Genomic DNA, 24976 nt, shown 5'->3' on the forward strand with positions numbered 1-24976 from the left:
GGATGTGGGCCGGCTCGTGCGGGACCTTAACGTGGGTTCTCGGCCGCTTTCGATATCTGCTCTGGTGCCGCGGTGCGTACGGGGCTACAGGCGAAGAAGACTCCGAACGCGATATAGCTAATCGCGAGCACAATCATCGCGCTGCGTGTTCCCAGGAACTCGCCCATTGTGCCGCCCAAGACGGCACCGACCGGGATCGTTGCCGCGTTGAGGACCTGCGAGACCGAGCTGATTCGCCCCTGGAGGTGCGGTGGTGTGTAGTGCAAGCGGAGGGTCATGAGCGCAACACCCCCGAGCGCGATCCCGAAGCTCACCGTAAAGGCGCCGATGGTGAAGAGGGCAAGGGAAGATGCAGACTGTGTCGCAGGCAGGAGCAACGACGCGGGGGATGTGAAGAGGAAGGTGAAGGTTGCTACCTTCCCCGCCTCATAGCGCCTGATGAGCTTGCCGCTGATGAGCGCCGCGACCAATCCGCCGACACCACTCGCGGTGAGGATGAACCCGATGACGTCCGACGGGACATCGAGGTTTCGCGCGAGGTAAAGGATGTCCAATGCTCCGCTGGCGGAGAGGAGCAGATTCGCGGTGGCGGCTCCTGCGGTGAGCCACGCAAGAACTCGGCTTGAGCGCAGGAGGTGCAGCCCTTCGCCGATCTCGGTGGTGAGCCGCCTTCGGAGCGGCGGAGGGGGAGGGGCAACCTGGCTGACGATCGTGAGGAGCGCGATGGCACAGATGAGAAAGCACGCGGCGGTGACGATCAGGGTATTTGCCGCGCCGATCAGCGCGACGAGAAGCCCCCCGATCGCAGGCCCGACGACTCGCGCGGTCGATCGTCCCGCCTGCATCGATCCATTCGCTGCGGCGTATGTCGTCGACGGAACCAATTGGCGTAGGTATGGCGTGTAGGCGGACTGGAACATGGAGGTGAATATTCCGGTCGCGAAGGCCAGCACAAGGAGTACCGAGGACGTCAGCAACCCCAGAAGCGCCGCAAGAGGGACCGCTCCGAGACTCGCCATGCGGCCGAAGTTCGCCGTAACGAGTATCGCGCGGCAGCGTCGTTGGCTTCGATCGACCAGAGCCCCCAGCAGGAGACCGAGGAAGGCGGCAGGCAACCACTGAAGTGCTTCCAGCAGTGCCACGGTGAATGTCGAGGCTTGCAGCTGCTCGATTGCGATCAGGGGGAGAGCGACAACCGCCACCATCGTGCCCGTCGCGCTGATGGTCTCTGCGAGAAGGAACGTGATGAAGGGCTTACCCAGCGTGCGTAACCCCGAACTCACCCGACGCGCCGTTCCGAGGCGTCGAGCGTGCCGTCGGGCGCGGTCCTCCGGGCGTCGCGGCGTTCTTGCCACGCACGGATCTCTGCGTCACTCTCCGCGTTCGAGAAAGAGACGTGGGTCCCTTCAAGTGCGCCGGCGGCTTGCCCGATACGCTCGCGGATGATCGCTTCCGGAACTCCGCCCGACACAAGGTCTGCTACGTGCGCGCGCCGGAGATCAGAGAGCTTCACGTCGACGCCCGCCTGTGAGCAGTACTGCGCCCATCGATGCTGGACTGACTGGTACCGTAGCGGCGTTTCTCGGCCCGATGCAGTGAAGAGTGGCCCGGACGGTGACGCCGTAAGGAGCAAGTAGTTGGTCAACCGGAGGTAGATCTGCCGATCGTCGACGAGTACGCGTCTCCGCTTGCCGCCCCACCCATCCACCGAGAGGGATGCGGACGACTCTTCGAAGTCCTCGACCCGGAGAGCTAAAGCCTCGCTCGGTCTGAGCCCGAGATGCGCGAGCAATCCGAACAACAGGTGATCACGATCCTCATGGAGAGGAATCATCGAGAACACCGCATCGATCTCCGACCTGAGTACTCGATGGGGTGGGCGTTCCGCCTCGCGATCGTTCGGTGGCTCGACCTCTCCATGAGTCGGCATGAGGATCATTCGATCGCAATGGCGAAGGAGCCCTCGAAGCGATGATGACCGACGCGCCCGTGTCGCGGTGGATCGACCTTTCGGCCAGGCGAGGTAGTCGCTAACTGCTTGCTCGTTGAGTGCGCCGCCATGCTTGGCCGCACACTCGACCAGCACGCTGAGATCCGAGGCATACCCCCGCAAGGTCGTCGCCCGACGTCCTGCATCACGCAAGTCATTCAGGTAAGACCGGACCGCTTCGTGTGCCTGCATTCTGTGACAATATCAATTGACACAGGTTGTGTGAAGACCCGCCGCGAGTCCGGAACTGACCGAACGCGGCCATAGGCACGCGCGCGGCCTCGGGCAAGACCTGTAGCCCGTTGTCGTCTCGTTTTCGTCGCGACGGCTTCGCTCCGTGCGGGGTGTGACGTGGGCGCCGCTGCGCTCTGTTCTCTGCAGCCGCTCAGCGGGTGCTGACGGGCAGTTTGCGTCCTGCGAGGGATCCGCGCCCGCTCTCGACGACGCGATCCGCGAGCTGTTCGATCGCGACGGCCGACGGATCCTCGGGGTGTGAGACGACAACCGGTGTCCCGGCGTCCCCGTCCTCGCGGAGGGCCGGGCTGAGCGGCACCGACGCGAGCACCTCGACGTCGTCGCCGAGGGCGCGCGCCACCTCAGCGCCGCCTCCCGAGCCGAACAGCTCCATGCTCGTGCCGTCGGGCAGCGTCATCGCGGCCATGTTCTCGACGACCCCGATGACCCGTTGTCCGACCTGTCGCGCCACGAGTCCGGAGCGGATGGCGACGTCGGATGCGGCCGCCTGCGGCGTCGTCACGACGAGCACCTCGGCACCGGGCATCAGATGACCCGCCGAGATCGCGATGTCGCCCGTTCCCGGCGGCATGTCGACGAGGAGCACGTCGAGGTCGCCGAAGAAGACGTCTGTGAGGAACTGCTGCAGCGTGCGGTGAAGCATCGGGCCGCGCCACATCACCGCGCCCGGGTTCGAACCGTCAGATTGCCGCAGGAACATTCCGATCGAGATCGTCTTCACGTCGTGGGCGATCGGCGGCAGGATCATGTCGCCGACCTGCGTGGGGGAGGGCGCCTCGCCGTCCTCCATCAGCCCCACCAGCTGCGGGATCGAAAATCCGTGGACGTCGGCGTCGATCAGACCGACCTTCAGGCCGCGGCGGGCGAGAGCGACCGCAAGGTTCGCGGTCACGGTGGATTTGCCCACGCCGCCCTTGCCGCTGGTGACGGTGATCACGCGCGTGAGCGTTCCCTCGCCGAACGGATTGCGCTTCTGTGGGCCGCGCAGCTTCTCCGTGAGCGCCTGCCGCTGCGCGGGCGACATCACGCCGACGTCGATCGTCGCGTGCCCGGCGCCCACGACGCTCTCGGCTGCCTCGCGCACGTCGCGTTCGATGCGGTCAGCTGCGGGGCAGCCGGCGATCGTCAGAGAGATGGCGACGGTCACGTCCTCGCCGGACGCGCTCACGCCCCGCACCATGTCGAGCTCGGAGAGCGGACGGCGCAGTTCCGGATCCATCACGCGCCCCACGGCCTCGGTTACGCGCCGCTCACGGTCCGTCATCTCAACGATCCTCCGACTTCTTCTCCTCGATATCGCGCAGCGCCGATTCCAGGGCGTCGCGCAGCGAATCACGGTCGACCGCCTTCTTCTCGAGCTCCTCGAGCATGAGGCGCACCGAGACGATCTCCCTCGCGAGGTACTCCGTGTCAGCGAGGTTGCGCTCGGCGCGCTGGCGGTCGTTCTGCAGGGCGACGCGATCGCGGTCGTCCTGACGGTTCTGCGCCAGCAGGATGAGGGGGGCGGCGTACGACGCCTGCAGCGAGAGGATCAGGGTCAGCGCGGTGAACCCGATCGCGGCGGAGTCGAAGCGCCATTCAGGAGGCGCGACGGTGTTCCACACCATCCACGCGGCGCAGAAGAGCGTGAGGATGATGAGGAACCACGGGGTTCCCATCGCGCGAGCGACCCATTCCGTCGCGCGTCCGAAGCGGTCACCGCTGCGCGGCGACGCCTCCTCGAGCAGGGGGCGGCGTCCGCGGGCGAAGCTGCGCCCTTCCGGAGAGGCCATCAGGTCTCCACCGTTCGAATGGCGCCCGTCAGTGAGGGGATCGGTTCGCTCGCATCATGGGAGCGCCAGTCCTCGGGCAGCAGCGAGTCAAGGATGTCGTCGACGGTGACCGCGCCGATCAAACGGTGCGCCCTGTCGACCACGGGCATCACGACGAGGTCGTAGCTCGCGAGTCGGCGTGCGACCTCGGCCCCCGGTGACTCGCCCTCGACCGCATCGATCGAGTCGTCGATGATCGCTCCAATGCGCTCGTGCGGCGGGTAGCGCAGCATCCGTTGGAAGTGCACCGTGCCGAGGTATCGCCCGGTCGGCGTCTCGTACGGAGGCAACGTCACGAAGACGCTCGTCGCGAGCGCGGGGTGCAGTTCGTGGCGTCGGATCAGGGCGAGGGCCTCCGCGATCGTCGCGTCGGCCGGCAGGATGATCGGGTCAGTCGTCATGAGGCCGCCGGCGGTGTCGGCACCGTACTGGAGGATGAGGCGCACGTCCTCCGCTTCCTCGGGCTCCATCATCTGCAGCAGCTGCTCGCTGCGCTGTGCGTCCAGCTCCGCGAGGACGTCCGCGGCATCGTCCGGATCCATCACATCGAGCACGTCCGCGGCGCGTTCGTCGCCGATCGCCTCGAGGATCGTGACCTGCTCGTCCTCCGGCATCTCCTCCAGCGCGTCCGCGAGGCGCTCGTCGCTCAGCTCAGCGACGACCTCGATCATCCGCTCGTGCGGCAGGTCGAGCAGCGTGTTGGCGAGATCGGCCGGCCACAGCTCGGCGTAGCTCTGCGCGAGGTGCTCGGCCGACTGCGCCTCTCCGGGCGCGTGCTGCTCGCGGACCTCGCCCCACGTGGCGAAGGCCGTCGGTCCCTTGGCGAACGGCGAGGCGCTCGTGCGGGGTTTGCGGAGGAAGACCTGACCGATCTCCCATTCGCCGATGCGGCTGCGCTCGATCGCGACGTCCTCGATTGTGGCGTTTCCGGATCCGTCACGGAGGGCAACACGGCGGCCAATGATCTCGGCCATAATGCGACGCTCATCCGCGCGCGGCTGGAATCGGCGCACGTTGATGAGCCCCGTCGTGATGATCTGCCCCTGCGCGATCGAGGTCACTCGGCCGATCGACACGAACACCTGGCGGCGTCCGGGAATCTCGAGCACGAGGCCGATCACACGGGGCGCGCCAGAACTTCGGTACACGACGACGACATCGCGCACTTTGCCCAGCCGGTCACCCGCCGGATCGAAGACGGGGCAGCCGGCCAACCGGCCTACGAATACCCTCTGCGTGCTCACATCTCCAGCGTAGCCCTGCGCTGACGAGCTGCGGCTGACGTGCGTTCACAGGAGGCGCATAGCTGGCTCAGGGGACGACCCGGTCGCGACGTGGGACAATCGGGGCATGAGCATGTTGAACGCCGCGATGCCGACCCCCGAGGTGGGCGAGACTGTCGCCACGTACACCAAGTATGAGGGTGCGCAGAAGGCGGTCTCGACGCTCATCGCGCAGGACGTCCCCGCCCGCGACATCGCAATCGTCGGCCAGGCGCTCCGTACCGTCGAGAAGGTCACGGGCAAGCTCGGCTGGGCCCGGGCCGCGTGGCAGGGCGCGCTCAACGGCATCATGATCGGACTGCTGTTCGCCGCGTTCGCCGTCATCTGGTCGCCCGACCTCGCGATGCCGATGATCGGCGGGATCCTGCTGATCGGTGTGGGCTTCGGGATGGCCTTCCGCCTCCTGAGCTACTCGATCGTGCGTCGTCGCCGCGACTACGCGAGCATCATGGCAGTCTCCGCTGACCGGTACGAGGTGACCGTGATGAGCGCGCACGTGGCGGAGGCGCGTCGCCTGCTCGGGACGACGCAGCCGCGCACGCAGGTGGTTCAGCCGCCGACGGACGAGCCGCCGAAGTATGGCATCCGCCTGTCGGACCAGCAGGCGGCGCGCCCCGCGGAGACGACGGAGCCGGCGGCGCCCGAGACGTCCGCCGACCGCCCCGCGGACGGCCGCGCCTCCTCCGGCGACAGCGAGGCTCAGTCGCGAGACTGAGCGATCCACTCCTCGATCTCGTCCGCCGTCCGCGGCATGCCCGCCGACAGGTTGACCGGACCGTCCTCGGTCATCAGGATGTCGTCTTCGATACGGACGCCGATGCCGCGATATTCCTCCGGAACGGTCTCGTCATCGATCTGGAAATACAGGCCCGGCTCGATCGTGAAGATCATGCCGGGTGCGATCTCGCCGTCGTAATACATCTCGCGCCGTGCCTGGGCGCAGTCGTGCACGTCCATCCCGAGGTGATGGCTCGTTCCGTGGACCATGTACCGGCGCTGCTGGCCGCCGCGGTCGGCGTCGAGCGCCTCCTCAGCAGTGACGGGCAGGAGACCCCATTCGGCGGTGCGCGCGGCGATCACCTGCATCGCGGTGTCGTGCAGCTCGCGGAACTTCATCCCGGGGCGCGCGGCCGCGAAAGCGGCGTCCGCGGCTTCGCGAACCGCCTCGTAGATGGTGCGCTGGATCGGGGTGAATCGCCCCGAAACGGGGATGGTCCGCGTGATGTCGGCGGTGTAGAGGCTGTCGAGCTCCACGCCCGCATCGACGAGCATGAGGTCGCCCGGCACCACCGCGCCGTCGTTGCGCGTCCAATGGAGATAGCAGGCGTGCGGGCCGGACGCGGCGATCGTGTCGTAGCCCTCCCAGTTGCCGTCGCTGCGGGCGCGGAGGTGGAAGACGCCCTCGACCACGCGCTCACCGCGCGGGTGCTCGATGATTCGGGGGAGCTCGCGGACGATGTCGTCGAACCCCTTCGCGGTGACGTCCACGGCGAGGCGCATCTGCTCGATCTCGTACGCGTCCTTCACCAGGCGCAGTTCGCTGACGGCGCTGGTGAGACCGTCGTGATCGCCGACGACGAGGTCGTCGTCGCTCGCCGAGAAGCGCTCGATGTGGTCGGTGGCGACGCCGAGCTCGGCCGCGACCGCGGCAAGCGATGGCCTCGGGCCCACCCAGAATTCGCCGATCGACGCGTCACGGTAGAACTCCGGCGTCTCGCGCGTGGCGCGATCGCGCACGTACAGCGTGACCTCGTGCGCGTCGCCGTCGGGATCGAAGACGAGAACGGAATCCGGCACCGCGTCGGCTCCCCAGCCCGTGAGGTGGGCGAACGCCGAGTGGGCGCGGAAGGGGTAGTCGGTGTCGTTGGAACGCTGTTTGAAGGCGCCGGCCGGCACGACGAGTCGCCGGCCCGGGAAGAGCTGGCTCAGCGCCTCACGCCGGCGTGCGGCGTAGGGCGCGACGTCGCGCGGGGCGGGGATCGTGTCGGGACGCTCCGCCCAGCCGGTTCCGATCGTGTCGAGGAAGCCCTGGGGGAACGGCTGCCGGCGATTCGTGTTCGTCTCGCCCTCGGCCGTGGTGGTGTCGGTCGTGTCGCTCATGTCCCCAGTCTCTCACCGTCCTGTCGAGACGTGACCGGGAGGGGGTGCCCTAATCGGCTGGCTCGAGCTGAACGACGAGCGGGCGATGATCGCTGCCCGCGTCGTCGACGTTCGTCACGACGATGGATCCGCTGACCTCCCACGCGTCGGAGACGAGCACGTGGTCGATCGGCGTGCCGAGGGTGGACGGCAGCCAGGTCGGCCAGGTGCCCACGGCCCCGTTACCCGACTCTGCGGCCGCATCGCGACACCAGCCGAGGTCGTTTCCGCCCTCGCCGAGGGCGGCCATGTGGTCGACCGTCGCGTTGAAATCTCCGACCATGATCACGTTGTCGTCCACGCACTGATCGGCGAGCCAGCGGAGGTCGCTGCGCCACTCCGCCATGTACCGGGCCTGCGGAGCGACCGCGTGCGCGGCGACGATGATGGGCCCGGATCCGTCGTTCAGCGGCATCGCGACGGCGCTCGGCAGCATCGTCGTGCCGTCCTGGGACGCGTCGATGACGGAGTAGTCGCCGAGGCCGGGGGAGACGAGCAACGTCGTCTGCCACGCCTGGGGTCCGCGTTCGACGTCCTCATTGTAGATCTCGCTGTGCACCCACATCGGGCTGCCGAGGTCGCGCATGAGGACCGCGACCTCCTCGCCGACGCCTTTCGCCGTCTCCGGCAACGCGACGATATCGGCCTCCATGGCGACGGCGGTGCGCGCGATCGTCTCGGCTCCTGTCGCATTGCCGAGGGTGTTCCACGTCATCACCCGCACGCTCGACTCCTCCTTGTCGGGCATCGTCGCGGCGCCGTAGCCGCGCAGTCCGAGCGTGACGCCGCCGGCGATCGCGGCCACCGCACTCACGACGGCCATCGAGACGGCGAATCCGCGGAGCCGGCGGCTCGCGGCGAAGCAGAGGAACAGGACCGTGAGGATGGCGAAGACGACGACCGTCGCGCCGCGAACGGCGACGATCTGTGCGAACGGAACCTTGTCCTCGAGACGGAAGAAGCCCGGCCACGTGACGACGGCCGCGGCGCACGCGAACAGCACGGTGACGAGGACACCCAGCGATCGCAACACGAGTGGAGCCTACGTTTGCGTCCTGGGAACTTCCGCCATCGCGGGCGAACGAAACCTGCGGATCGGCATAGGATCCTCGTGTGCCGTCCCGTGCTCCCGGCCCTGCCGATCTCCACCTGCATTCTGTGCGTTCCGACGGCACAGAACTGCCACGGGACGTCGTCTCCGCCGCAGCCGACGCCGGGATGGGGACGATCGCGTTGACCGACCACGACACGGTGGCCGGCTGGGACGAAGCAAAGCACGCCGCCCGCGAACGCGGCATCGCGCTGCTGCCCGGCGCCGAGTTCTCGACGAAGCACGCCTGGCGCAGCGTTCATGTGCTCGGATACCTCTTCGACCCCGATGAGCCGGGACTCGCCGCACTCATGTCCGGAGTCCGGCACGATCGCGTCGGTCGCGCACGGAGCATCGTCGATGCCATCGCGCGCGACTACGCGATTACGTGGGAATCCGTCCTCGCTCAACGCGAGGGCGATGCGACGATCGGCCGGCCGCACATCGCCGACGCGCTCGTCGCGGCAGGGATCGTTCCGGGGCGCGATGAGGCGTTCGCGAGCATCCTCCATCACCGGGGTCCGTACTACGTCGGGCATGCCGCGCCCTCGCCGCACGAGGTCGTCACGCGGATCGTCGCAGCCGGCGGGGTCGCGATCATCGCGCATCCGGCTGGCCGCGACATGCTGCCGCGCCGCGCCATCGAGCGGCTTGTCGACGCGGGCCTTCACGGCTTCGAGCTCGGCCACCGCGAGAATCGCCCGGACGGCGTGGCGCTCCTGCGCGAGATCGCCGTGGCGCGCGATCTCATCGTGACCGGCTCAAGCGATTACCACGGAGCCGCGGGCAAGCCCAACGTCATCGGCGAGAACACCACGAGTCCCGAGATGGTCGAACGCATCCTCCGGGCCGCATCCGGGACCGACCCGGTGCTCTGACTACGCGCCCTGCTGCGTCTGTCCGGAGGAGCGGCGACGGCGACGGCGACGGCGCGCTGCGGCGGGCTTGCCGTCGTGGTGCTCCTTGCCGGAGCCGTCGTGCGTGCCCTCGCCCTCCTGCTTGTGCGGCGTGCGCTGGCGGTCGTCGTTCGACGAACGGCGACGACGACGCGAGCGTCCCTCATCTGCGTTGCCGCGCTTGTTGTCCTCACCGCTCTTCTTCGTCGGCGCCTTGGCGATGCGCCCCTTGGTTCCCTCGGGGATGTCGAGATCGGAGTAGAGATGGGGGCTCGTCGAGTAGGTCTCCGTCGGCTCGGGCTGACCGAAGTCCAGCGCGCGGTTGATGAGCGCCCACTTGTGCAGGTCGTCCCAGTCGACGAACGTCACCGCGATCCCCTCGCGACCCGCGCGCCCCGTGCGGCCCACGCGGTGCAGGTAAGCCTTCTCGTCGTCGGGGATCGTGTGGTTGATCACGTGCGTGACGTCGGACACGTCGATGCCGCGCGCGGCGACGTCGGTCGCCACCATGACGTCGCGCTTGCCCGCCTTGAACGCCGCCATCGAGCGCTCGCGCTGCTCCTGACCCATGTCTCCGTGCACGCCACCGACCGCGAAGCCGCGATCCGCCAACTCGTCGACGAGACGCTGCGCCTGACGCTTCGTGCGCGTGAAGATGACGGACTTGCCGCGGCCGTTCGCCTGCAGGATGCGGCCGATGACCTCGTCCTTGTCGAGTTGGTGTGCGCGGTAGATCACGTGGCGGATGTTCGCCTGAGCCAGACCCTCATCCGGGTCGGAGGCGCGGATGTGGATGGGGTTCGACATGAATCGGCGTGCGAGGGCCACGATCGGGCCAGGCATCGTCGCGCTGAACAGCTGTGTGTGCCGCTTCTGCGCGACGCGCTGGAAGATCTTCTCGATGTCGGCGAGGAAGCCGAGGTCGAGCATCTTGTCGGCCTCGTCGAGCACGACCTCGGTCGCGTTCGAGAGGTCGAGGAGTCCCTGACCGGCCAGGTCGATGAGGCGCCCGGGCGTGCCGACCACGATCTGCGCGCCGGCTCGGAGCTGCTCGATCTGACCCTCGTAGGCCTTGCCGCCGTAGATCGCGACGACGCTCGTCGAGCGGCCGCGAGTGAGGAGGTCGATGTCTTCGTACACCTGCGTGGCGAGCTCGCGCGTCGGTACGACCACGAGCGCCTTGACGCCCGGCTCCGGGTCCTTGCCGAGACGCTGCACGATGGGGATGCCGAATCCGAACGTCTTTCCCGTGCCCGTCTTGGCCTGGCCGATGACGTCCTGCCCGGGCAGCGAGATCGGGATCGTCTGCTCCTGGATGGGGAACGCTTCTTCGATCCCCTTCTCGGTCAGCTGATCGACGATGTCCTGATCGATCGCGAGATCGGCGAATGCGGTCATGAAGAATGCTGCCTGTCTCGGCGGCGCGACGTGTCGACGCGGCTGCCGCCGGTTGTGACGTCCACGCCCTTCACATCACAGCCACAGGCGCGGGACTCCGATCCGGTGCCGGAGCTGAGGCCAGCTTACCTGCCGACTCCTGAAGCCCCGATACGCTGAGTTGGTGGTCAACTGGTTCTGGAAGCGTCGCCGCCCCGTCCGCAAGCTGCGGCTCCGCGCGCGTGGTGAAGCGGGGGACGCTGTCCGCGTCGACTTCGAGGAACTCGCGCCGGATGTCAACGTCTTCCTCGGCCAGGCCGCGTATCTGCAGCTCGGCTACTTCGAGACGCTCACGCGCTTAATCCGACACACGCCGGAACTTGCCGAGAAGGAAGCGCTGTCGCACGCCGCGGGGGCCGCCTTGGAGAAGCACCGCGGGATCGTCGAGATCATCCGCGACCGCGACGAGGACCCGACCGAGCTCATGCAGCCGTTCCGAGCATCTCTTGATCACTTCCGACACAGCACACTCGGGGTGCGGCAGCGCGAGACGATGCTCACGGTGCACATCACCGCCGGCATCCTCGATGACTTCTATCTCGCATTGGCCTCGAGCTACGGCGACACGGGACGCCGCGTCGAGCGCGTCCTGCGCGTCGAGCACGACCGCGACCTGCTCGTCGATCTGCTGGTCACGACCATCCGCGATGACGCGGAGATGCGCGGGCTGCTGTCGATGTGGGCGCGCCGCCTCGTTGGCGACACACTCCTCGTCGCGCGCGCCGGCCTCAGCCGAACCCGCCTCGACCTCGAAGAGGAGCAACGCGTCGAGCCCGTGTTCACCGCACTGGTGACCGCGCACTCACAACGCATGTCCCACTTAGGTCTCTCCGCCTGACGCGCCGCGGGAACGCACATCGCGGCGTTGTCCTCGGGCGGGACGTCTTCCCTCAGGCGACGAAGCCGACTCGGCGCGCCTCTTCGGTGCCGATCTCGACATACGCGAGGGCCGCGGTCGGCACGATATAGGTGGCGCCCTTGGAATCGGTGAGGCTCAGCGACGCGCCGTCACCGGAGAGGGCATTGTCGACCTTCTTCGCGATCGCGTCCGCGGTCTCGTCGGAGGAGAAGGTGAGCTCGCGGCCGGAGTTGATCATGCCGATGCGGATATCCACGGATCGTGCCTTTCGTAGCGACTTCCGCCCCGAACGGGGCTCCGCACCAGCCTATTGCAGGCGCGGGCAACGCGACCCGACGCACGCTGACGGCGAACGCTTCCCCGCGACACCGGGCGGCGAGGGAAGAATGTCGCCGCTCGTCAGTAGCGTGTGAGACATGGCTCTGACGAGGTGGGATCCCGACCAGCAGGCCGTGCTGGCACTCGCGCCCGACGCGACGGGCACGATCATCGGCGCGCCTGGCAGCGGCAAGACGGCCGTCCTCGTGGAACGCGTCGCGCGGCTCATCGACGGCGACGACGCGCCGTTCGCCCCCGGCCAGGTCCTCGTGCTCACGCCGTCCCGTGCCTCCGCGACACGCCTGCGCGATCGTCTCGGCCAGCGCGTGCGTGCCGCGACGCCGGGTCCGGTCGCGCGCTCGGTTGGCTCCTTCGCGTTCCACGTGATGCGCGCCGACGCCGCGGCACGAGGAGCCGCCGGACCGACGCTGTTGACCGGCGCGGAGCAGGACCGGATCCTCGCGCACCTCATCGAGGGCGACATCGAAGACGCGCGGATCGCCTGGCCCGACCACCTCGGTCCGACCGTGCGCCGGTCACGCGAGTTCCGCTCCGAGCTCCGCGCGTTCCTCGATACCGCCGTCGAGCTCGACGCATCTCGTGACGAGCTGCAGACCGTGCGCGGCGGCGCCTGGGGGCCCATCGTCGCGTTGCTCGACGAGTACGCCGGGGTCATTCAGAACATGAACGACGAGGCGCGCGACGCCGCGGAGCTCCTGCAGGGGGCGACCGCGGCGCTCCGCGACGGCGCGCACGTGCCCGGCGTCGACGAACTGCGGGCCGTGATCGTCGACGACGCCCAAGAGCTGACGCGCGGCGGCACGGCCCTCGTCGAGGCGCTGCGCGCCCGCGGGGTGGCGGTGCTCGCGGCCGGCGACCCGGACATCGGCTCGGGAGCGTTCCGCGGCATCACTCCGGAGGTCTTCTCCGAGCTCGTCGCGTCGCTGGGGAAAGTGCTCGTGCTGCGTGAACAACATCGAGCGGGCGGCGAGCCGACGTGGCTCGTGCGGCACATGACCGCGGCGATCGGCGTCGGCGGACACGTCCAGCATCGCCGGGCGCCGGGGCCCGAACCGACCGAGTGGCACGCTGTGTCGGTCGTTCGCGCACCGTCGCCGCCAGAGGAGGTCGACCAGATCGCGCGACGCCTGCGCGACGCGTATCTGAACGACGGCGTCCGCTGGGGCGAGATGGCCGTCATCGCGCACGACACGCGCCAGCTCGTCGCTCTCGAATCCGAACTCGCCGCCCGCGACGTACCGACGCGCGCTGCCGGCGTCCCGAGGCCGCTCGGGAGCGAGCGCGCCGTGCGTCAGATCATGGAGATCCTCCGGCTGGGACTCACGGATCCCGCCGAGCGCGATCCGGACGCCCTCGTCGCCGCGCTCCGTTCTCCGTACGGTGGATTCGACGGCGTCGCCCTGCGGCGTCTGCGCGGGAGCCTCCGTCACGCCGAGCTCGAACAGGGCGGCAGCCGGCCGGCACGCGAACTCGTCCACGAAGGATTCGCCCACCCGGTCTCCTTCGGCACGCTCGGCACGCCGGAAGGACGCGCGGCCGAGCGGTTCGCGACGACGATGAGAGACATCGCGGTCCTCCGTCGCGGCGGAGCCACCGTGCACGATCTGCTCTGGCATGTCTGGGACCGTGCGCGTGGCATCAGCGGTCGTCGGCTGCGCGACGAATGGCGCGATGCCGCGACATCGACGTCACGCTCCTCTGGCGATGCCGCGCGCGCCCTCGACGGTCTTGTCGCGCTCTTCGCCGCGGCCAAGCGGTCGATCGAACGCAGCCCGAACGACCGTCCCGAACGATTCATCCGTGAGATCCTCGACAGCGATGTCCCGGAGGACACCCTCTCCTCGCCCGATCTCGGAGAGACGGTCGCGCTGCTCACGCCCGCGAACGCGCTCTCAACCGAGTTCGAGATCGTCGTGATCGCTGGCCTGCAGGACGGCGTCTGGCCCAACACGCGACTGCGTGGCGGAATGCTCGGAACCTGGCGCCTCGCCGACACCGTGCTCGCCCATCGGGCCGGTCACGCAGACGAGGCGGACCCGCCGGTCCTCGACCGCCGCCGCCAGGCGCTCCACGACGAGGTGCGATTGTTCGTCCGCGCGCTGTCACGGGCCCGCAGTCGCGTGATCGTGACGGCGGTCGATGACGACGACGCCACCCCCAGCCCGCTCCTCGCCTCCCTCCCGGACCCGGAGCCCATTCACGACAACGGCCACCCGCTCACCCTGCGCGGGCTGGTCGCCCGTCACCGCCGCACCCTGACCGCGACCACCGCGGAGGAAGCCGACCGCCAGCACGCCGCCGAGCAGCTGCGGCTGCTCGCGGCCGCGCGGGTCCCGGGAGCTGACCCTGACGAGTGGTACGGGCTCCGCGCGCCCACCTCGACGGCGCCGCTGCGCGACCTCGAGAGCGAGCATGTGCGCGTCTCACCGTCGAAGATCACCTCGTTCCTCGAATGCGGCCTCGAGTGGGTCATCTCCGCGCTCGGCGGCGACACGATGACCTCTCCGAGCGCGGGCATCGGCACCCTCCTACACGCCGCGCTCGAGCGCGTTCCCGACGGCGGCATCGACGAGATGCGTGCGGTCGTCGACGAACGCTGGGGCGAGCTCGACTTCGAATCCCGGTGGGTCGCGACGGGGGAGCGGCGACGGCTCGACGAGTATCTCGTCCGCCTCGATGACTACCTTGCGAACGTCCGTGCGCAGCGTGGCCGCGTCATCGCGGCAGAGGCGGCGTTCGCCTTCGCCATCGATCTCGACACGGGCGAGATCATCACCGGCGACGACGTGCGCGGACCGGGCCGCGCCGTGCTGAGCGGCGTGATCGATCGGGTCGAGGCGTACCCGCGCGGCGAGGGAGAGCACGCGCCGGCGCGCTCGCCGAAGTCGTTCGAGGTGATGCGTTCGCGCGACGACGAGGCGGCCGAGCGCGTCGTCGTCACGGACCTCAAGAGCGGACGCTCCGAGGAGCGCGTCGCCGATGCGAAGGTCATCGACGACGCCCAGCTCGCCGCATACCAACTCGCGGTCGAGGAGGGGCTCGTCGACGCGGCCGAACCCGGCGCGCTCGCCGGCGCGCGCCTCGTGGTGGTCTCGAAGACGCTATCGCGGAGCACCTATCGCGTCGCTCACCAGCGCGTGCTCGACGGCGATGAGACCGGCGCGCCGCACCTCGCGCGCGACGAGTACCTCGAGCGCGTCATCGGCGCGGCGCGGGGAATGTCGGCGGCCAGCTTCTCCGCGTCGGTCGACGCCCACTGCGACGATTCCCGTCGATCGCCGATCTGCCGCATCCACACGATCGGAGCCGTGAGCGCATGACCGCCACCCCTCTGTCGCTTTCCGCTGATGTCATCATGCGTGCAGTCGGCTCGTTCGCGCCGACGCCGCGACAGCGTGCCGTGATCGAAGCGCCGCTCGAGCCAGCTCTCGTCATCGCGGGCGCCGGCAGTGGCAAGACCGCGACGATGTCGGCACGCGTGCTGTGGCTCGTCGCGAACGGTCACGTCCGCGCCGACGAGATCCTCGGGCTGACCTTCACACGGAAAGCCGCCGGCGAACTCTCCGAGCGCATCTCCGCCCGACTCGCGGACCTCGACGAGTTCGGCAGGCGCGGGCTCCTGCCGCACCTGGACACGATCGTCGAGACCTCCGAATTCACGCGGATCGAGCGCGCACCGGCGGGGCCCGCGCGCGATGCCGTGCGCCGAGACGTCCTCGATGCGTTCGCGCGCGACCTCGGCGCGGAACGCGACGAGCGACCGCTGATCGACAGGCTGCTGGATCAGGTGCGCGTGTCGACCTACAACGCCTTCGCCGACGCGGTCGTCCGCGAGAACGCGTCCCGCATCGGACGCGATCCCGACGCCGCCATGCTCAGTTCCTCCGCTGCCTGGATCATCGCGCGACACGTCGCCATCCACGCCGATGATCTCGGACTCGACGAACTCGACAAGGGGGTCGGCAGGATCGCCGATGCGATCCTGAGCCTGTCTGGCGACCTCCTCGAGAACCGGCCCACTTCGAATGCCGATGGGCGCACCCTGGCAGACCGGGTGCGCGGCTACGCGAGCGAACTGTCCGCGGCGCTGGAGCCATTTGCGGATCCGCTCTCTGCTCGGCCCGCGGCCTGGGACCGCGCGTACGGTTCGTTGACGTCGCTGCCGCGTCTGCTCGAGCTCGTCGCCCGCTATGACCGCGAGAAGCAGCGGCGCGGCGTCCTCGACTTCGCGGATCAGGTCGCTGGCGCCCTCGAGGTCGTCGAGCGCGCGCCCGACGTCGCCGACGAGATCCGGAATCAGTACCGTGTCGTTCTTCTCGACGAGTACCAGGACACGTCGGTGCTGCAGACGCGGCTGCTCTCGACGTTGTTCCGTGACGAGTCGGTGATGGCCGTCGGCGATCCGAACCAGGCGATCTACACCTGGCGCGGGGCGAGCGCCGACGGCATCCATTCCTTCCCGCGCGCATTCGCACACGAGCGGGTGTGTCATCGGTTCAGCCTCATGACCAGTTGGCGCAACGAGCAGGTCGTGCTGAACGCCGCCAACCGGCTCGTGCGCCCACTCGCCGGCTCCAGCGACGGCGTCGAACCGCTCGGTGCACGGGACGGGGCAGGCGACGGGCTGCTCGACATCGAGTTCGCCCACACGGTGGACGACGAAGCCCGTCACGTGGCGGAGTGGTTCGGTGACCGGATCGCCGACCACGACGCGGCCGAGCACGCCGACCGCCATTCCGGTGCGATCCTGTTCCGCCAGAAGAAGCACATGCGCCGATTCGCGGACGCGTTGGCCGACCGCGGCATCCCGCACCGCATCCTCGGGCTGGGCGGCCTTCTGGACGTCCCCGAGGTGACCGACGTCGTGTGCGCGCTGCGGGTGATCGACGACCCGGGCGCCGGCTCGGCGCTCATCCGCCTGCTCGTCGGACCGCGGTTCGCCGTCGGCGTCGCCGATATGGCCGCGCTGTACGATCTCGCGTCGCGGCTCGCAGAACAGGACGCGTCGGGCGCGCGCCTCAGCGAGGAGGTGCGGCAGCGCGTCCGCGCATCGGCCGGAATCGACGAGCAGGTGTCGATCATCGACGGGCTCGATGCGATCCGTACCCGTCGGCACGGCAGCAGGCTGTTCGCAGACTTCAGCGAACAGGGGATCGCCCGGCTGACGGAGGCGGCCGAACTGTTCGACCGGCTGCGCGCCGCCGCGACCGGTCCGATTCCCGACCTCATCCGCATGATCGAGCAGGAGCTGCGCCTGGACGTCGAACTCGCGGCGAACGAGACGAGAGGTGAAGCGCGGACGGCCGGGGCGCAGCTGCGCGCGTTCACGGAGGAGGTCCGTGCGTTCCTGTCCGTCGACGATCGGGCGACGATCGGAAGCGTCCTCGCATGGCTCGACTACGCCGAGCGGGCCGACGACCTCATGCCGCGGACGGAGCCCGCCGAACCTGGGGTCGTCCAGTTACTCACGATCCACGGGTCGAAGGGGCTGGAATGGGACTCGGTGGTCGTCGCGCGGGTCGTCGACGGCGAGCTCCCCGCGGGGTCGCGTGACATCAGCGGCGGATTCGCCTTCGGCCGGCTCCCGTACGTGTTTCGGGGCGACGCCGCAGCGCTCCCGCGCTTCTCCTGGCAGGCTCCGGAGATCCGCCCCGCTGACCCGGAGGCGCTCCGCGACGCGAAGCGCGACCTCAAAGACGCCTTCGATGCTTTCGCCGACGCCAACCGGGCCTACCACGCCGAGGAGGAACGACGACTGGCGTACGTCGCGGTCACGCGCGCTCGGGCCAACTTGCTCCTGACCGGATCTCGGTGGTCCGGACAGAAGCGTCCGAAACAGCCGAGTCCGTTCCTCGCTGAGGTGCTCGAGGAGCTTGGACGCGAACCGCTCGCGCCGATCGACGACGACGAGAACCCGTATGACGGCGCGGGGGTGACGCTCGCGTGGCCCGTCGATGCGCTCGGCGCGCGCCGTCAGCGCGTCGCGGCCGCCGCCGAACGGGTGACGAGCGCCGGCGTCGCCGAACCGACCGCCGAGCTGGCGAGGCTCCTCGCCGAACGCGAGGCGACCGCGCGGCGCGCGCGGACGGCGATCCCGACGCGCGTCCCGGCATCGAGATTCAAGGACTATGTCGTCGACTTCGACGCCACCCTCACCGAGATCGAGCGCCCCATGCCGGAGCGTCCGTTCCGCCAGACGCGGCTCGGCACACTCTTTCACCAGTGGGTCGAGCAGCGCTCGGGGCTCATCGGTGCGACGCTGACCCCCGACGACGCCCTCTGGGAGATCGACGATGACGAGTACGGCGCGGCGGGCGGAGCATCCGCCGAGGACGAACGTGACCTCGCCCGACTGCGGAAGATCTTCGAGCGCAGCGAATGGGCTCCCCTTCAACCGATCGAGGTCGAGACCGAAGTCGACTTCGCCCTCGCGCTCGACGACGGTGCGCCGCCGCACATCATGATCTGCAAGCTCGATGCCGTCTATCGCCGCGAGGACCGCGGCGGACGCATCGAGATCGTCGACTGGAAGACGGGCAAGGCGCCGACCGACCGACGTCAGCGCGACGAACGCATGCTGCAGCTCGCCCTGTACCGGCTCGCCTACCACCGCCGCCACGGCGTTCCCCTCGACGAGATCGACGTCGCGCTCTATTACGTGTCGGATGATCTCGTGATCCGAGACGAATCACCGCTGACGGAGCACGAACTCGTCGACAGGTGGCGCGCCGCCCGCCGCTGATCAGCGTTCGTCGTCGGTGAGGTCGACGGGCTGGGTCGCGTCCGGTTCCAGTTCGAGCGAGGGCTGGGTCGCGTCGGCGTCATCCGGAGCGCTCCGCGGGGGAGCGGCGTCCCAGTCCTCCTCTGCGTGGAGGCGGAGCTCGTCGGGATCGAAGGCATCGGTGTGCATTGAGGTATCCGACGTTTCACGTTCGGTGCGCGGCACACGATCGAGCAGCGCGACCGCCTCCGAGACGTCGGCGCGTTCGCGCGCCGGGAGGTCGGCGAGAAGCACGTCGTTGACGAGCCCGTCGGACAGCGACTCCAACAGGTCCGCCGCGTCGTCCACGACATCCGGGCGGTGCGCTTCGATGCCGTGAAGCAGCCAGCGGGCGAACTCCAGCTCGGCGTGCAGCCGTGTGCGGACGCGGAGCGCGCGATCGGGCGCGCGCACGGCTCCGCCCGCGTACGAGCGGAAGACGTCGTCGGCGGCGTCAGGCGCGCCCGCCGTCCAGTGCAGGTCGACGGCAGGGTCGCCGATCGCCAGGCCCTGCCAGTCGAGGACGCCCGTCACGACGGGCGCGCCCTCCGCATCGTCCCGCATCACGAACGAGGTCGACTGCGCTCCGCCCAGCACGACTGTCGATTCGTACCCCCACAGGCGGTCGTCCTCGGCGGCCTCCCGCCAGCGCACCATCAGTCGCACGGGGACCCGGCCGCTGCGGCCGATCGCGTCGAGCAGCTTCTCGAGGTCGGCACGCGCATCCGCCGCGCTGCGCTCGGGAAGGCCCGCCGATCGCACGATCGACGGCGGCAGGGTGTGCAGGCGCGCAGTGGCGGAGCCGATTGCCGTCGCGACGCCGCGACCCGCGGGGATGTGCGCGGCCTCGACGAGATAACCCGGCAGGAACGTCGTCGCGACGACGCGCGAATCCTCCAGCGGCGCCGTTCCTCGGATCTCCGGGGCCGCGAACCCCAGCAGTTCGCGTGCGCCCGCGGTGAGCGCGCGCAGCGCGACGAGTTCTGCCTCGACGTCCGTGAGCGCCGTCTCATCCGTGGGGATCCGCACGACGACGTCTTCGCCGGACGCCGTCACGAGCGCAGCATCGAAACGGCCGGCTCCCTGCGCCGTCAGTCGGCGCGTCGTCGTGATGACCTCGTCTCCCAGAGCCGCCGACGCAGCCGCCGCTAGAGTGAGAGTGGATCGTGCCATGCCGCCCACACTATGTGGCCCCGCCACGCGCCGCACCACGCCACGCAGAGAGGGAGTCGATGACCAGTTCCGACACCGCCGGCACATTCGATCCGAGCGCAGCAGAGCGTCTCACGCCTGATCTCGTGGACACCCTGCGCCGTGATCGCGATACGCGAGTACTCCTCGTGGACGGCGATCGGATGCCCGTTGGCGACGCGGCCGCGCCCGCACTGCGGTTCGTGGATCCGGCGTCGATCCCCGCCGGCGCGGAGGTCGCGTTCCTCGGCAGGGACCAGGACGGATCCGCCGTTCTGCTCGCAGCCGCCGACAGGGATGCGCCGCAGCTCGACGGCGCGCGCTCGCTGCGCGAGTTCGGCGCCGCGTTGCCGGACGCCGAGGCGGAGATGGCCGTCGCCGCCGTCGCACTCGGGCGCTGGTTGCGGGACGCGCGGCATTGCCCCGCGTGCGGCGAAGCCACGCTCCTGGCGACGAGCGGGTGGTCACGGCATTGCGATGGCTGTCGCCGTGAGCACTTCCCGCGCACGGACCCGGCCGTGATCGTCGCCCCTCGGAGCGCCGATGGCACGCGCCTCCTCCTCGGCGCGAACGCGGCATGGCGCGGCGAGATGTACTCGTGCTTCGCCGGGTTCGTGGAGGCGGGCGAGTCGGCGGAGCGCACCGTGCATCGCGAGCTGCAGGAAGAGACGGGCGTGCGGTTGACCGACGTGCAGTATGTCGAATCTCAGGCGTGGCCATATCCGCGCTCGCTCATGCTCGGGTTCCACGCCCGCGTCATCGACGATGCGGAGGTGCGCCCCGACGGGGAGGAGATCATCTCGTCGCGGTGGTTCACCCGGGAGGAGATCGGACGAGGGCTGCGCGGCGAACTCGATGTGCGCCTCCCGGGAGGTCTGTCGGTCGCGCATCGCCTCATCCGCGTCTGGTACGACGCCGCCGATGAGACGCCGTGAACCCCCTCGACGGACTCGACGAACAGCAGCGAGCCGCGGCGGAGGTCGTGCGCGGTCCCGTCGCGATCCTCGCTGGTGCGGGGACCGGCAAGACCCGTACGATCACCCACCGGATCGCGTTCGGCGTCGCGGACGGCACGTACACGCCGAACCGCGTGATGGCGCTGACCTTCACGTCGAAGGCCGCCGGAGAGTTGCGCGGACGACTGCGTGCGATGGACGTGGTCGGCGTGCAGGCGAAGACATTCCACGCCGCGGCGCTGGCGCAGCTGAACTTCTTCTGGCCGACCGTCGCGGGTGACACGGCCCCCTCGATCGTCGACAACAAGGTGCGCCTGCTCGCGCACGCCGCGGACTCGCTGCGGCTGCGTCCGGACACGGGGACTCTCCGCGACGTTGCCGCGCAGATCGAATGGCGCAAGGTCACGATGCGGCCCATCGATGAGTACGCCATGCTCGGTCGGTCGGTCGGATCCATCGGAGCCGACGCGCTCGTCGAGCTGATGAGCGCGTACGAGCGGCTGAAGGACGAACGCCGTCAGCTCGACTTCGAGGACGTCCTGCTCGCGTGCGCGGGGATGATCGAATCGGAGCCGCGCGTCGCTGTGGCGGTCCGCGAGCAGTACCGTCACTTCACGGTCGACGAGTTTCAGGACGTCTCGCCGCTGCAGAACCGTCTGCTCGAGCTCTGGCTGGGCGAACGGCGTGACATCTGCGTTGTCGGCGACGCGAGCCAGACGATCTACTCCTTCGCGGGCGCGGAGGCGTCGTTCCTGCTCGAGTTCGGCACGCGCTATCCCGATGCCACCGTGGTGCGACTCGAACGCAACTACCGCTCGGCCGAGCCGGTGCTGCGTGTCGCCAACGCTCTGATGCGGGATCGCCCGGGGGCGTTGCGGCTGCAGCCCGCCGTATCCGCACGGGAGGCTCCTGCACCGGTCGTCCGCGCGTATGCGGATGACGCCGCGGAGGCGGACGGAATCGCGTCGCGGATCCGCGGTCTGCTCGACGGCGCGAACGGCGCCCCGGTCATTCCGCGCGACGTCGCCGTCCTGTATCGCTCACACGCGCAGTCCCAGCCGCTGCAGCACGCGCTCTCGCGGCACGGCATCGCGGCGAGCGTGCTCGGCGGCACGCGGTTCTTCGACATGCCCGAGGTCCGCCAGGCGATCATGGCGATCCGTGCCGCGGCGGTTGCTCCGACCGACATGAGCTTCGTCGCGGCGGTGCGCGATGTGCTGCGCGGTCTCGGGCACACGGACGAAGCGCCGGAGGCCGGCGGCGCATTGCGCACGGCGTGGGAGGCGCGTCAGGCGCTGCTGCGCCTCGCAGAGGAGGCCCCCGAGCACTCGTCGATGCGTCACTTCGCCGACGGCCTGCTCGCGCGCGCAAAGGATCAGCACGAGCCAGCGATGGCGACGATCACGCTCGCCACGCTGCACGCGGCGAAGGGGCTCGAATGGCCTCATGTGTTCCTCATGGGGGCCTCGGAGGGACTGCTGCCGATTTCGTATGCGCGCACGCTCGAGGCGGTCGACGAGGAGCGGCGCTTGGCCTACGTCGGGATCACCCGTGCTGCGACGTCGCTTGAGATCTCGTGGGCGGGCGGATCGGCACGGGGACGGCAGCCGTCGCGATTTCTTGCGGAGATCGGCACAGACACGCTTCGTGCGGTCGATGCGAACGCCACCGGTGGCGGCCGTCGGCGCTGATCGTCACCGAACGGGTGCGGCCGGAGCTGTCATCCACGGCGTCCCGGACGCGCGTGACGAGCGCCGCGGCCATCGTCGCGAGCGCGCGTGAGGGTGGATCCGGCTGTCGCCGAGAGACGAGCTGCGTCGCGAGGACCGGCCAAGACGCGTCGCGCGCTCTCTCGTGCTCCCAGAGGCACGCGAGACACGCAGTGTGTCCGGGCACGACGAGTGGCCCCACGCTCGCGCGTCGTGATTCGAGCGACACCACCACGTGAGTCACGTCCGCGCGCATCAGCGCGCGGACCACGTGCGGGGGCGTGACAGCGCCTGCCAGGACCACGGCTTCGCTGCCGGCCGCGACCGCGTCGTGCATGGTGCGGTGGACCGGGGCAAGACCGGCGCTGCGCAACGCATCGTGCGCGCCGAGCACAGCGTCGTGCGGGACCCGGTCGGTCGTGACGAGTGACACCTCGCGCGGCACGTCGATCTCGCGCAGCACAGGGGAGAGGCGCGCGACGAAGTCTGCGGCCGCCGCGGGGTCGGCGCCCAACGCCGCGGCGACACCGGCGAGATGACCGGCGGGGATCCCGCCAGCGAGCGCGTCGAGGAGATCGAGCTGCCACTGCTTCGGATCGGCGATCACCCGGAACGCCGGTCGCGAGCCGATCTGGATGGCGCGATCATCGCGCCACAGAACCGGATACGCGGGGTCGAGCTCGAGCAGGGGCATCTGTCGATCATGGCGCGTTCCGCGCGCCGACCGCACTTATCCACAGGGCGAATGCGCGTGCGCGGCCTGTGGATCAGACGGCGCGCGGTCCCTCGGGCCCCTCGTCGTCGCTGTCCTTGTCGCCCTCCTGCCCCGCAGTACCGTCGTCCTCGGCATCCGCGAGCAGCTGAGCGAGCGCATCGTCCATCTCATCGCGCGGGGCGTCGTCGCCGCGCTCGGCGGCTTCGAGACGCGCGATGAGCGCCGCCGGGTCGTCGATGTCGTCGCCACTCGGCACGAGGTCGGGGTAGTCCCACAGCGCATCGCGCGCCGCGGTGCCCACGGCGTCGCCAACCGCACGCCACATCGCGGCGGCTTCCCGCAGACGGCGCGGCCGCAGCTCGAGACCAACGAGGGCTCCGAGCGCGTCCTGCGCGGGACCGCCCACGGCGCGGCGGCGACGGGTGGCCTCCGCGATGCGGTCCAAGCTCGGAACGCGGCTCGTGGCGTCAGACGCCACGACGTCCACCCACCCCTCGATGAGGGCGAGCATGTTCTCGAGGCGTCCGAGCGCGAGCTCCTGCGCCTCGGTCTTCTGGGGGATGAGCGCGCCCGTCTGCAGCGCCTCCTGCAGTTCTTCGGTGTTCGTCGGGTCGAAGCGATCGGCGAGATCCTCAAGCACCTCGGTGTCGACATGGATCCCGCGCGCGTAATCGGTGACCTGACTCATCACATGAAGGCGCAGCCACTTGGCGTGCTTGAACAGGCGCGCGTGCGCGAGCTCCCGCGCCGCGAAGTACAGAGCGAGCTGGTCGTCGGGAATGCCGAGGCCCGCGCCGAGGTCTGCGAAGTTCTGCGGCAGGATCGCCGCCGTTCCTGCGGGCATCACGGGGATCCCGACATCGCCGCCCGAGACGGCCTCCTTCGAGAGCTTGCCGACGACCTGTCCGAGCTGCGTCGCGAAGAGCGTCCCGCCCACCTGGTGGAGCATGCGAGACGCGGCTTCGATCGTGTCGCGCATGTCCTCGGGGGCCTGCGAGCGCAGTGCGCCCGTCAGGGCGTCCGCCATGCTCTCGGCGACCGGTTCGGCGAGCTCCTGCCACACCGGCAGGGTCTTCTCGACCCAGTCGCCGCGCGTGAGGACCTCCGGGCCCGCACCGATCGGCGCGATCACGGTCGCTTCGCCGAGCCACAGGTCGGCGAGCTGAAACGCTCGCGCGAGGTCGGTGCGCTGACCGGTTCCGATGCTCCTGGCGTCCTGGTTGGCCACGTGCAGGGCGCCGGTACGTGCGGCGTCCCACGAGATACCGTCGCCCGACTGGCTCGACATAGCCTGCTGGAACGCGAACATCATCTGTCGCATCTGCGCGGGGTCGATGCCGAGGCCCTTGAGCTGCTCGGGGTCGATGCCGCCTTCGCCCGTCGCGTCGCCGCCGAGCATGCGGCGCAGCATCTCCTGGAAGTCGTCCTCGGGGGAGTTCTCGTCGCTCACGTCCGTCGCCTTTCCGCCGCGATCCTCAGCCGGTTCTTCGGGATCACGTCCTACGCTAATCGGATGCGTCACGTCTGAGGCGCTCTCGCGCCGGCC

18 protein-coding genes and 1 pseudogene are annotated in these 24976 nt (G+C 69.4%); 7 read left to right on the forward strand and 12 right to left on the reverse strand.

Annotation, left to right across the window (positions count from 1 at the left end; genetic code table 11):
* Nucleotides 1-26 precede the first annotated feature (26 nt).
* From IEW87_RS08215 to IEW87_RS08235, 6 genes and pseudogenes are all read right to left on the reverse strand, one after another.
* Nucleotides 27-1283 carry an MFS transporter gene (locus IEW87_RS08215; protein WP_188711771.1) on the reverse strand — a complete coding sequence of 419 codons (1257 nt, stop codon included), beginning with the start codon at nucleotides 1281-1283 and terminating at the stop codon, nucleotides 27-29.
* Nucleotides 1280-1939, reverse strand: coding sequence for a tyrosine-type recombinase/integrase (locus tag IEW87_RS08220; RefSeq protein ID WP_229731028.1), 660 nt, complete (start codon nucleotides 1937-1939; stop codon nucleotides 1280-1282). Before IEW87_RS08220 ends, IEW87_RS08215 begins: the two co-directional genes overlap by 4 nt.
* A gap of 24 nt (nucleotides 1940-1963) precedes the next feature.
* A pseudogene (locus IEW87_RS15220) lies at nucleotides 1964-2182 on the reverse strand (site-specific integrase); the annotation flags it as partial.
* 193 nt (nucleotides 2183-2375) lie between these two features.
* Nucleotides 2376-3509 carry an Mrp/NBP35 family ATP-binding protein gene (locus IEW87_RS08225; protein ID WP_188711773.1) on the reverse strand — a complete coding sequence of 378 codons (1134 nt, stop codon included), beginning with the start codon at nucleotides 3507-3509 and terminating at the stop codon, nucleotides 2376-2378.
* Between the two features lies 1 nt (nucleotide 3510).
* Nucleotides 3511-4017: a DUF1003 domain-containing protein gene (locus IEW87_RS08230; RefSeq protein WP_188711774.1), complete on the reverse strand. Its 507-nt coding sequence runs from the start codon at nucleotides 4015-4017 to the stop codon at nucleotides 3511-3513.
* The gene (locus tag IEW87_RS08235; RefSeq protein WP_188711775.1) at nucleotides 4017-5300 is read right to left on the reverse strand and encodes a magnesium transporter MgtE N-terminal domain-containing protein; all 1284 of its coding nucleotides are present in this window, start codon (nucleotides 5298-5300) and stop codon (nucleotides 4017-4019) included. The genes IEW87_RS08230 and IEW87_RS08235 overlap by 1 nt, the downstream gene beginning before the upstream one ends.
* Before the next feature lie 106 nt (nucleotides 5301-5406).
* On the opposite strand from IEW87_RS08235, the gene IEW87_RS08240 reads away from it, so the two are divergent.
* Entirely contained in the window at nucleotides 5407-6054 is a 648-nt protein-coding gene (locus tag IEW87_RS08240; RefSeq protein WP_188711776.1) for a YflT domain-containing protein, read from the forward strand.
* Here the strand turns inward: IEW87_RS08240 and IEW87_RS08245 are convergent.
* Both IEW87_RS08245 and IEW87_RS08250 read right to left on the reverse strand, forming a co-directional pair.
* Nucleotides 6039-7439 (reverse strand): aminopeptidase P family protein, encoded by a 1401-nt coding sequence (locus IEW87_RS08245; RefSeq protein ID WP_188711777.1) that lies wholly within the window; start codon nucleotides 7437-7439, stop codon nucleotides 6039-6041. The genes IEW87_RS08240 and IEW87_RS08245 overlap by 16 nt on opposite strands.
* A gap of 49 nt (nucleotides 7440-7488) precedes the next feature.
* Entirely contained in the window at nucleotides 7489-8511 is a 1023-nt protein-coding gene (locus IEW87_RS08250; protein WP_188711778.1) for an endonuclease/exonuclease/phosphatase family protein, read from the reverse strand.
* 80 nt (nucleotides 8512-8591) lie between these two features.
* Between IEW87_RS08250 and IEW87_RS08255 the strand changes: the two genes are divergently transcribed.
* Nucleotides 8592-9446 (forward strand): PHP domain-containing protein, encoded by an 855-nt coding sequence (locus IEW87_RS08255; protein ID WP_188711779.1) that lies wholly within the window; start codon nucleotides 8592-8594, stop codon nucleotides 9444-9446.
* Here the strand turns inward: IEW87_RS08255 and IEW87_RS08260 are convergent, their stop codons facing one another.
* On the reverse strand, nucleotides 9447-10862 hold the full coding sequence (locus IEW87_RS08260; protein ID WP_188711780.1) for a DEAD/DEAH box helicase: 1416 nt from the start codon (nucleotides 10860-10862) through the stop codon (nucleotides 9447-9449).
* A 163-nt stretch (nucleotides 10863-11025) separates the two neighbouring features.
* On the opposite strand from IEW87_RS08260, the gene IEW87_RS08265 reads away from it, so the two are divergent.
* Nucleotides 11026-11739 carry a ferritin-like fold-containing protein gene (locus tag IEW87_RS08265; RefSeq protein ID WP_188711781.1) on the forward strand — a complete coding sequence of 238 codons (714 nt, stop codon included), beginning with the start codon at nucleotides 11026-11028 and terminating at the stop codon, nucleotides 11737-11739.
* Between the two features lie 52 nt (nucleotides 11740-11791).
* Here the strand turns inward: IEW87_RS08265 and IEW87_RS08270 are convergent, their stop codons facing one another.
* Nucleotides 11792-12016, reverse strand: coding sequence for a DUF3107 domain-containing protein (locus tag IEW87_RS08270; RefSeq protein WP_188711782.1), 225 nt, complete (start codon nucleotides 12014-12016; stop codon nucleotides 11792-11794).
* A gap of 160 nt (nucleotides 12017-12176) precedes the next feature.
* Here IEW87_RS08270 and IEW87_RS08275 point away from each other — a divergent pair, with 160 nt between their 5' ends.
* Nucleotides 12177-15419 (forward strand): ATP-dependent DNA helicase, encoded by a 3243-nt coding sequence (locus IEW87_RS08275; RefSeq protein ID WP_188711783.1) that lies wholly within the window; start codon nucleotides 12177-12179, stop codon nucleotides 15417-15419.
* The gene (locus IEW87_RS08280) at nucleotides 15416-18841 is read left to right on the forward strand and encodes an ATP-dependent helicase (RefSeq protein ID WP_188711784.1); all 3426 of its coding nucleotides are present in this window, start codon (nucleotides 15416-15418) and stop codon (nucleotides 18839-18841) included. The genes IEW87_RS08275 and IEW87_RS08280 overlap by 4 nt, the downstream gene beginning before the upstream one ends.
* Here the strand turns inward: IEW87_RS08280 and IEW87_RS08285 are convergent, their stop codons facing one another.
* Nucleotides 18842-20032 carry a phosphotransferase gene (locus IEW87_RS08285; protein ID WP_188711785.1) on the reverse strand — a complete coding sequence of 397 codons (1191 nt, stop codon included), beginning with the start codon at nucleotides 20030-20032 and terminating at the stop codon, nucleotides 18842-18844.
* Nucleotides 20033-20091: 59 nt separating this feature from the next.
* Here IEW87_RS08285 and nudC point away from each other — a divergent pair, with 59 nt between their 5' ends.
* Together nudC and IEW87_RS08295 are read left to right on the forward strand one after the other, a co-directional pair.
* Entirely contained in the window at nucleotides 20092-20985 is an 894-nt protein-coding gene (gene nudC, locus IEW87_RS08290; protein ID WP_188711786.1) for an NAD(+) diphosphatase, read from the forward strand.
* A complete protein-coding gene (locus tag IEW87_RS08295) occupies nucleotides 20982-22697 on the forward strand; it encodes an ATP-dependent helicase (RefSeq protein WP_188711787.1) in 1716 nt (571 codons plus the stop codon). The genes nudC and IEW87_RS08295 overlap by 4 nt, the downstream gene beginning before the upstream one ends.
* A gap of 785 nt (nucleotides 22698-23482) precedes the next feature.
* Here IEW87_RS08295 and IEW87_RS08300 read toward each other — a convergent pair.
* Entirely contained in the window at nucleotides 23483-24880 is a 1398-nt protein-coding gene (locus IEW87_RS08300) for a zinc-dependent metalloprotease (protein WP_229731030.1), read from the reverse strand.
* Nucleotides 24881-24976 lie beyond the last annotated feature (96 nt).

The sequence above is a fragment of the Microbacterium faecale genome (assembly GCF_014640975.1).
In the GTDB taxonomy this organism is placed as follows: Bacteria; Actinomycetota; Actinomycetes; order Actinomycetales; family Microbacteriaceae; genus Microbacterium; species Microbacterium faecale.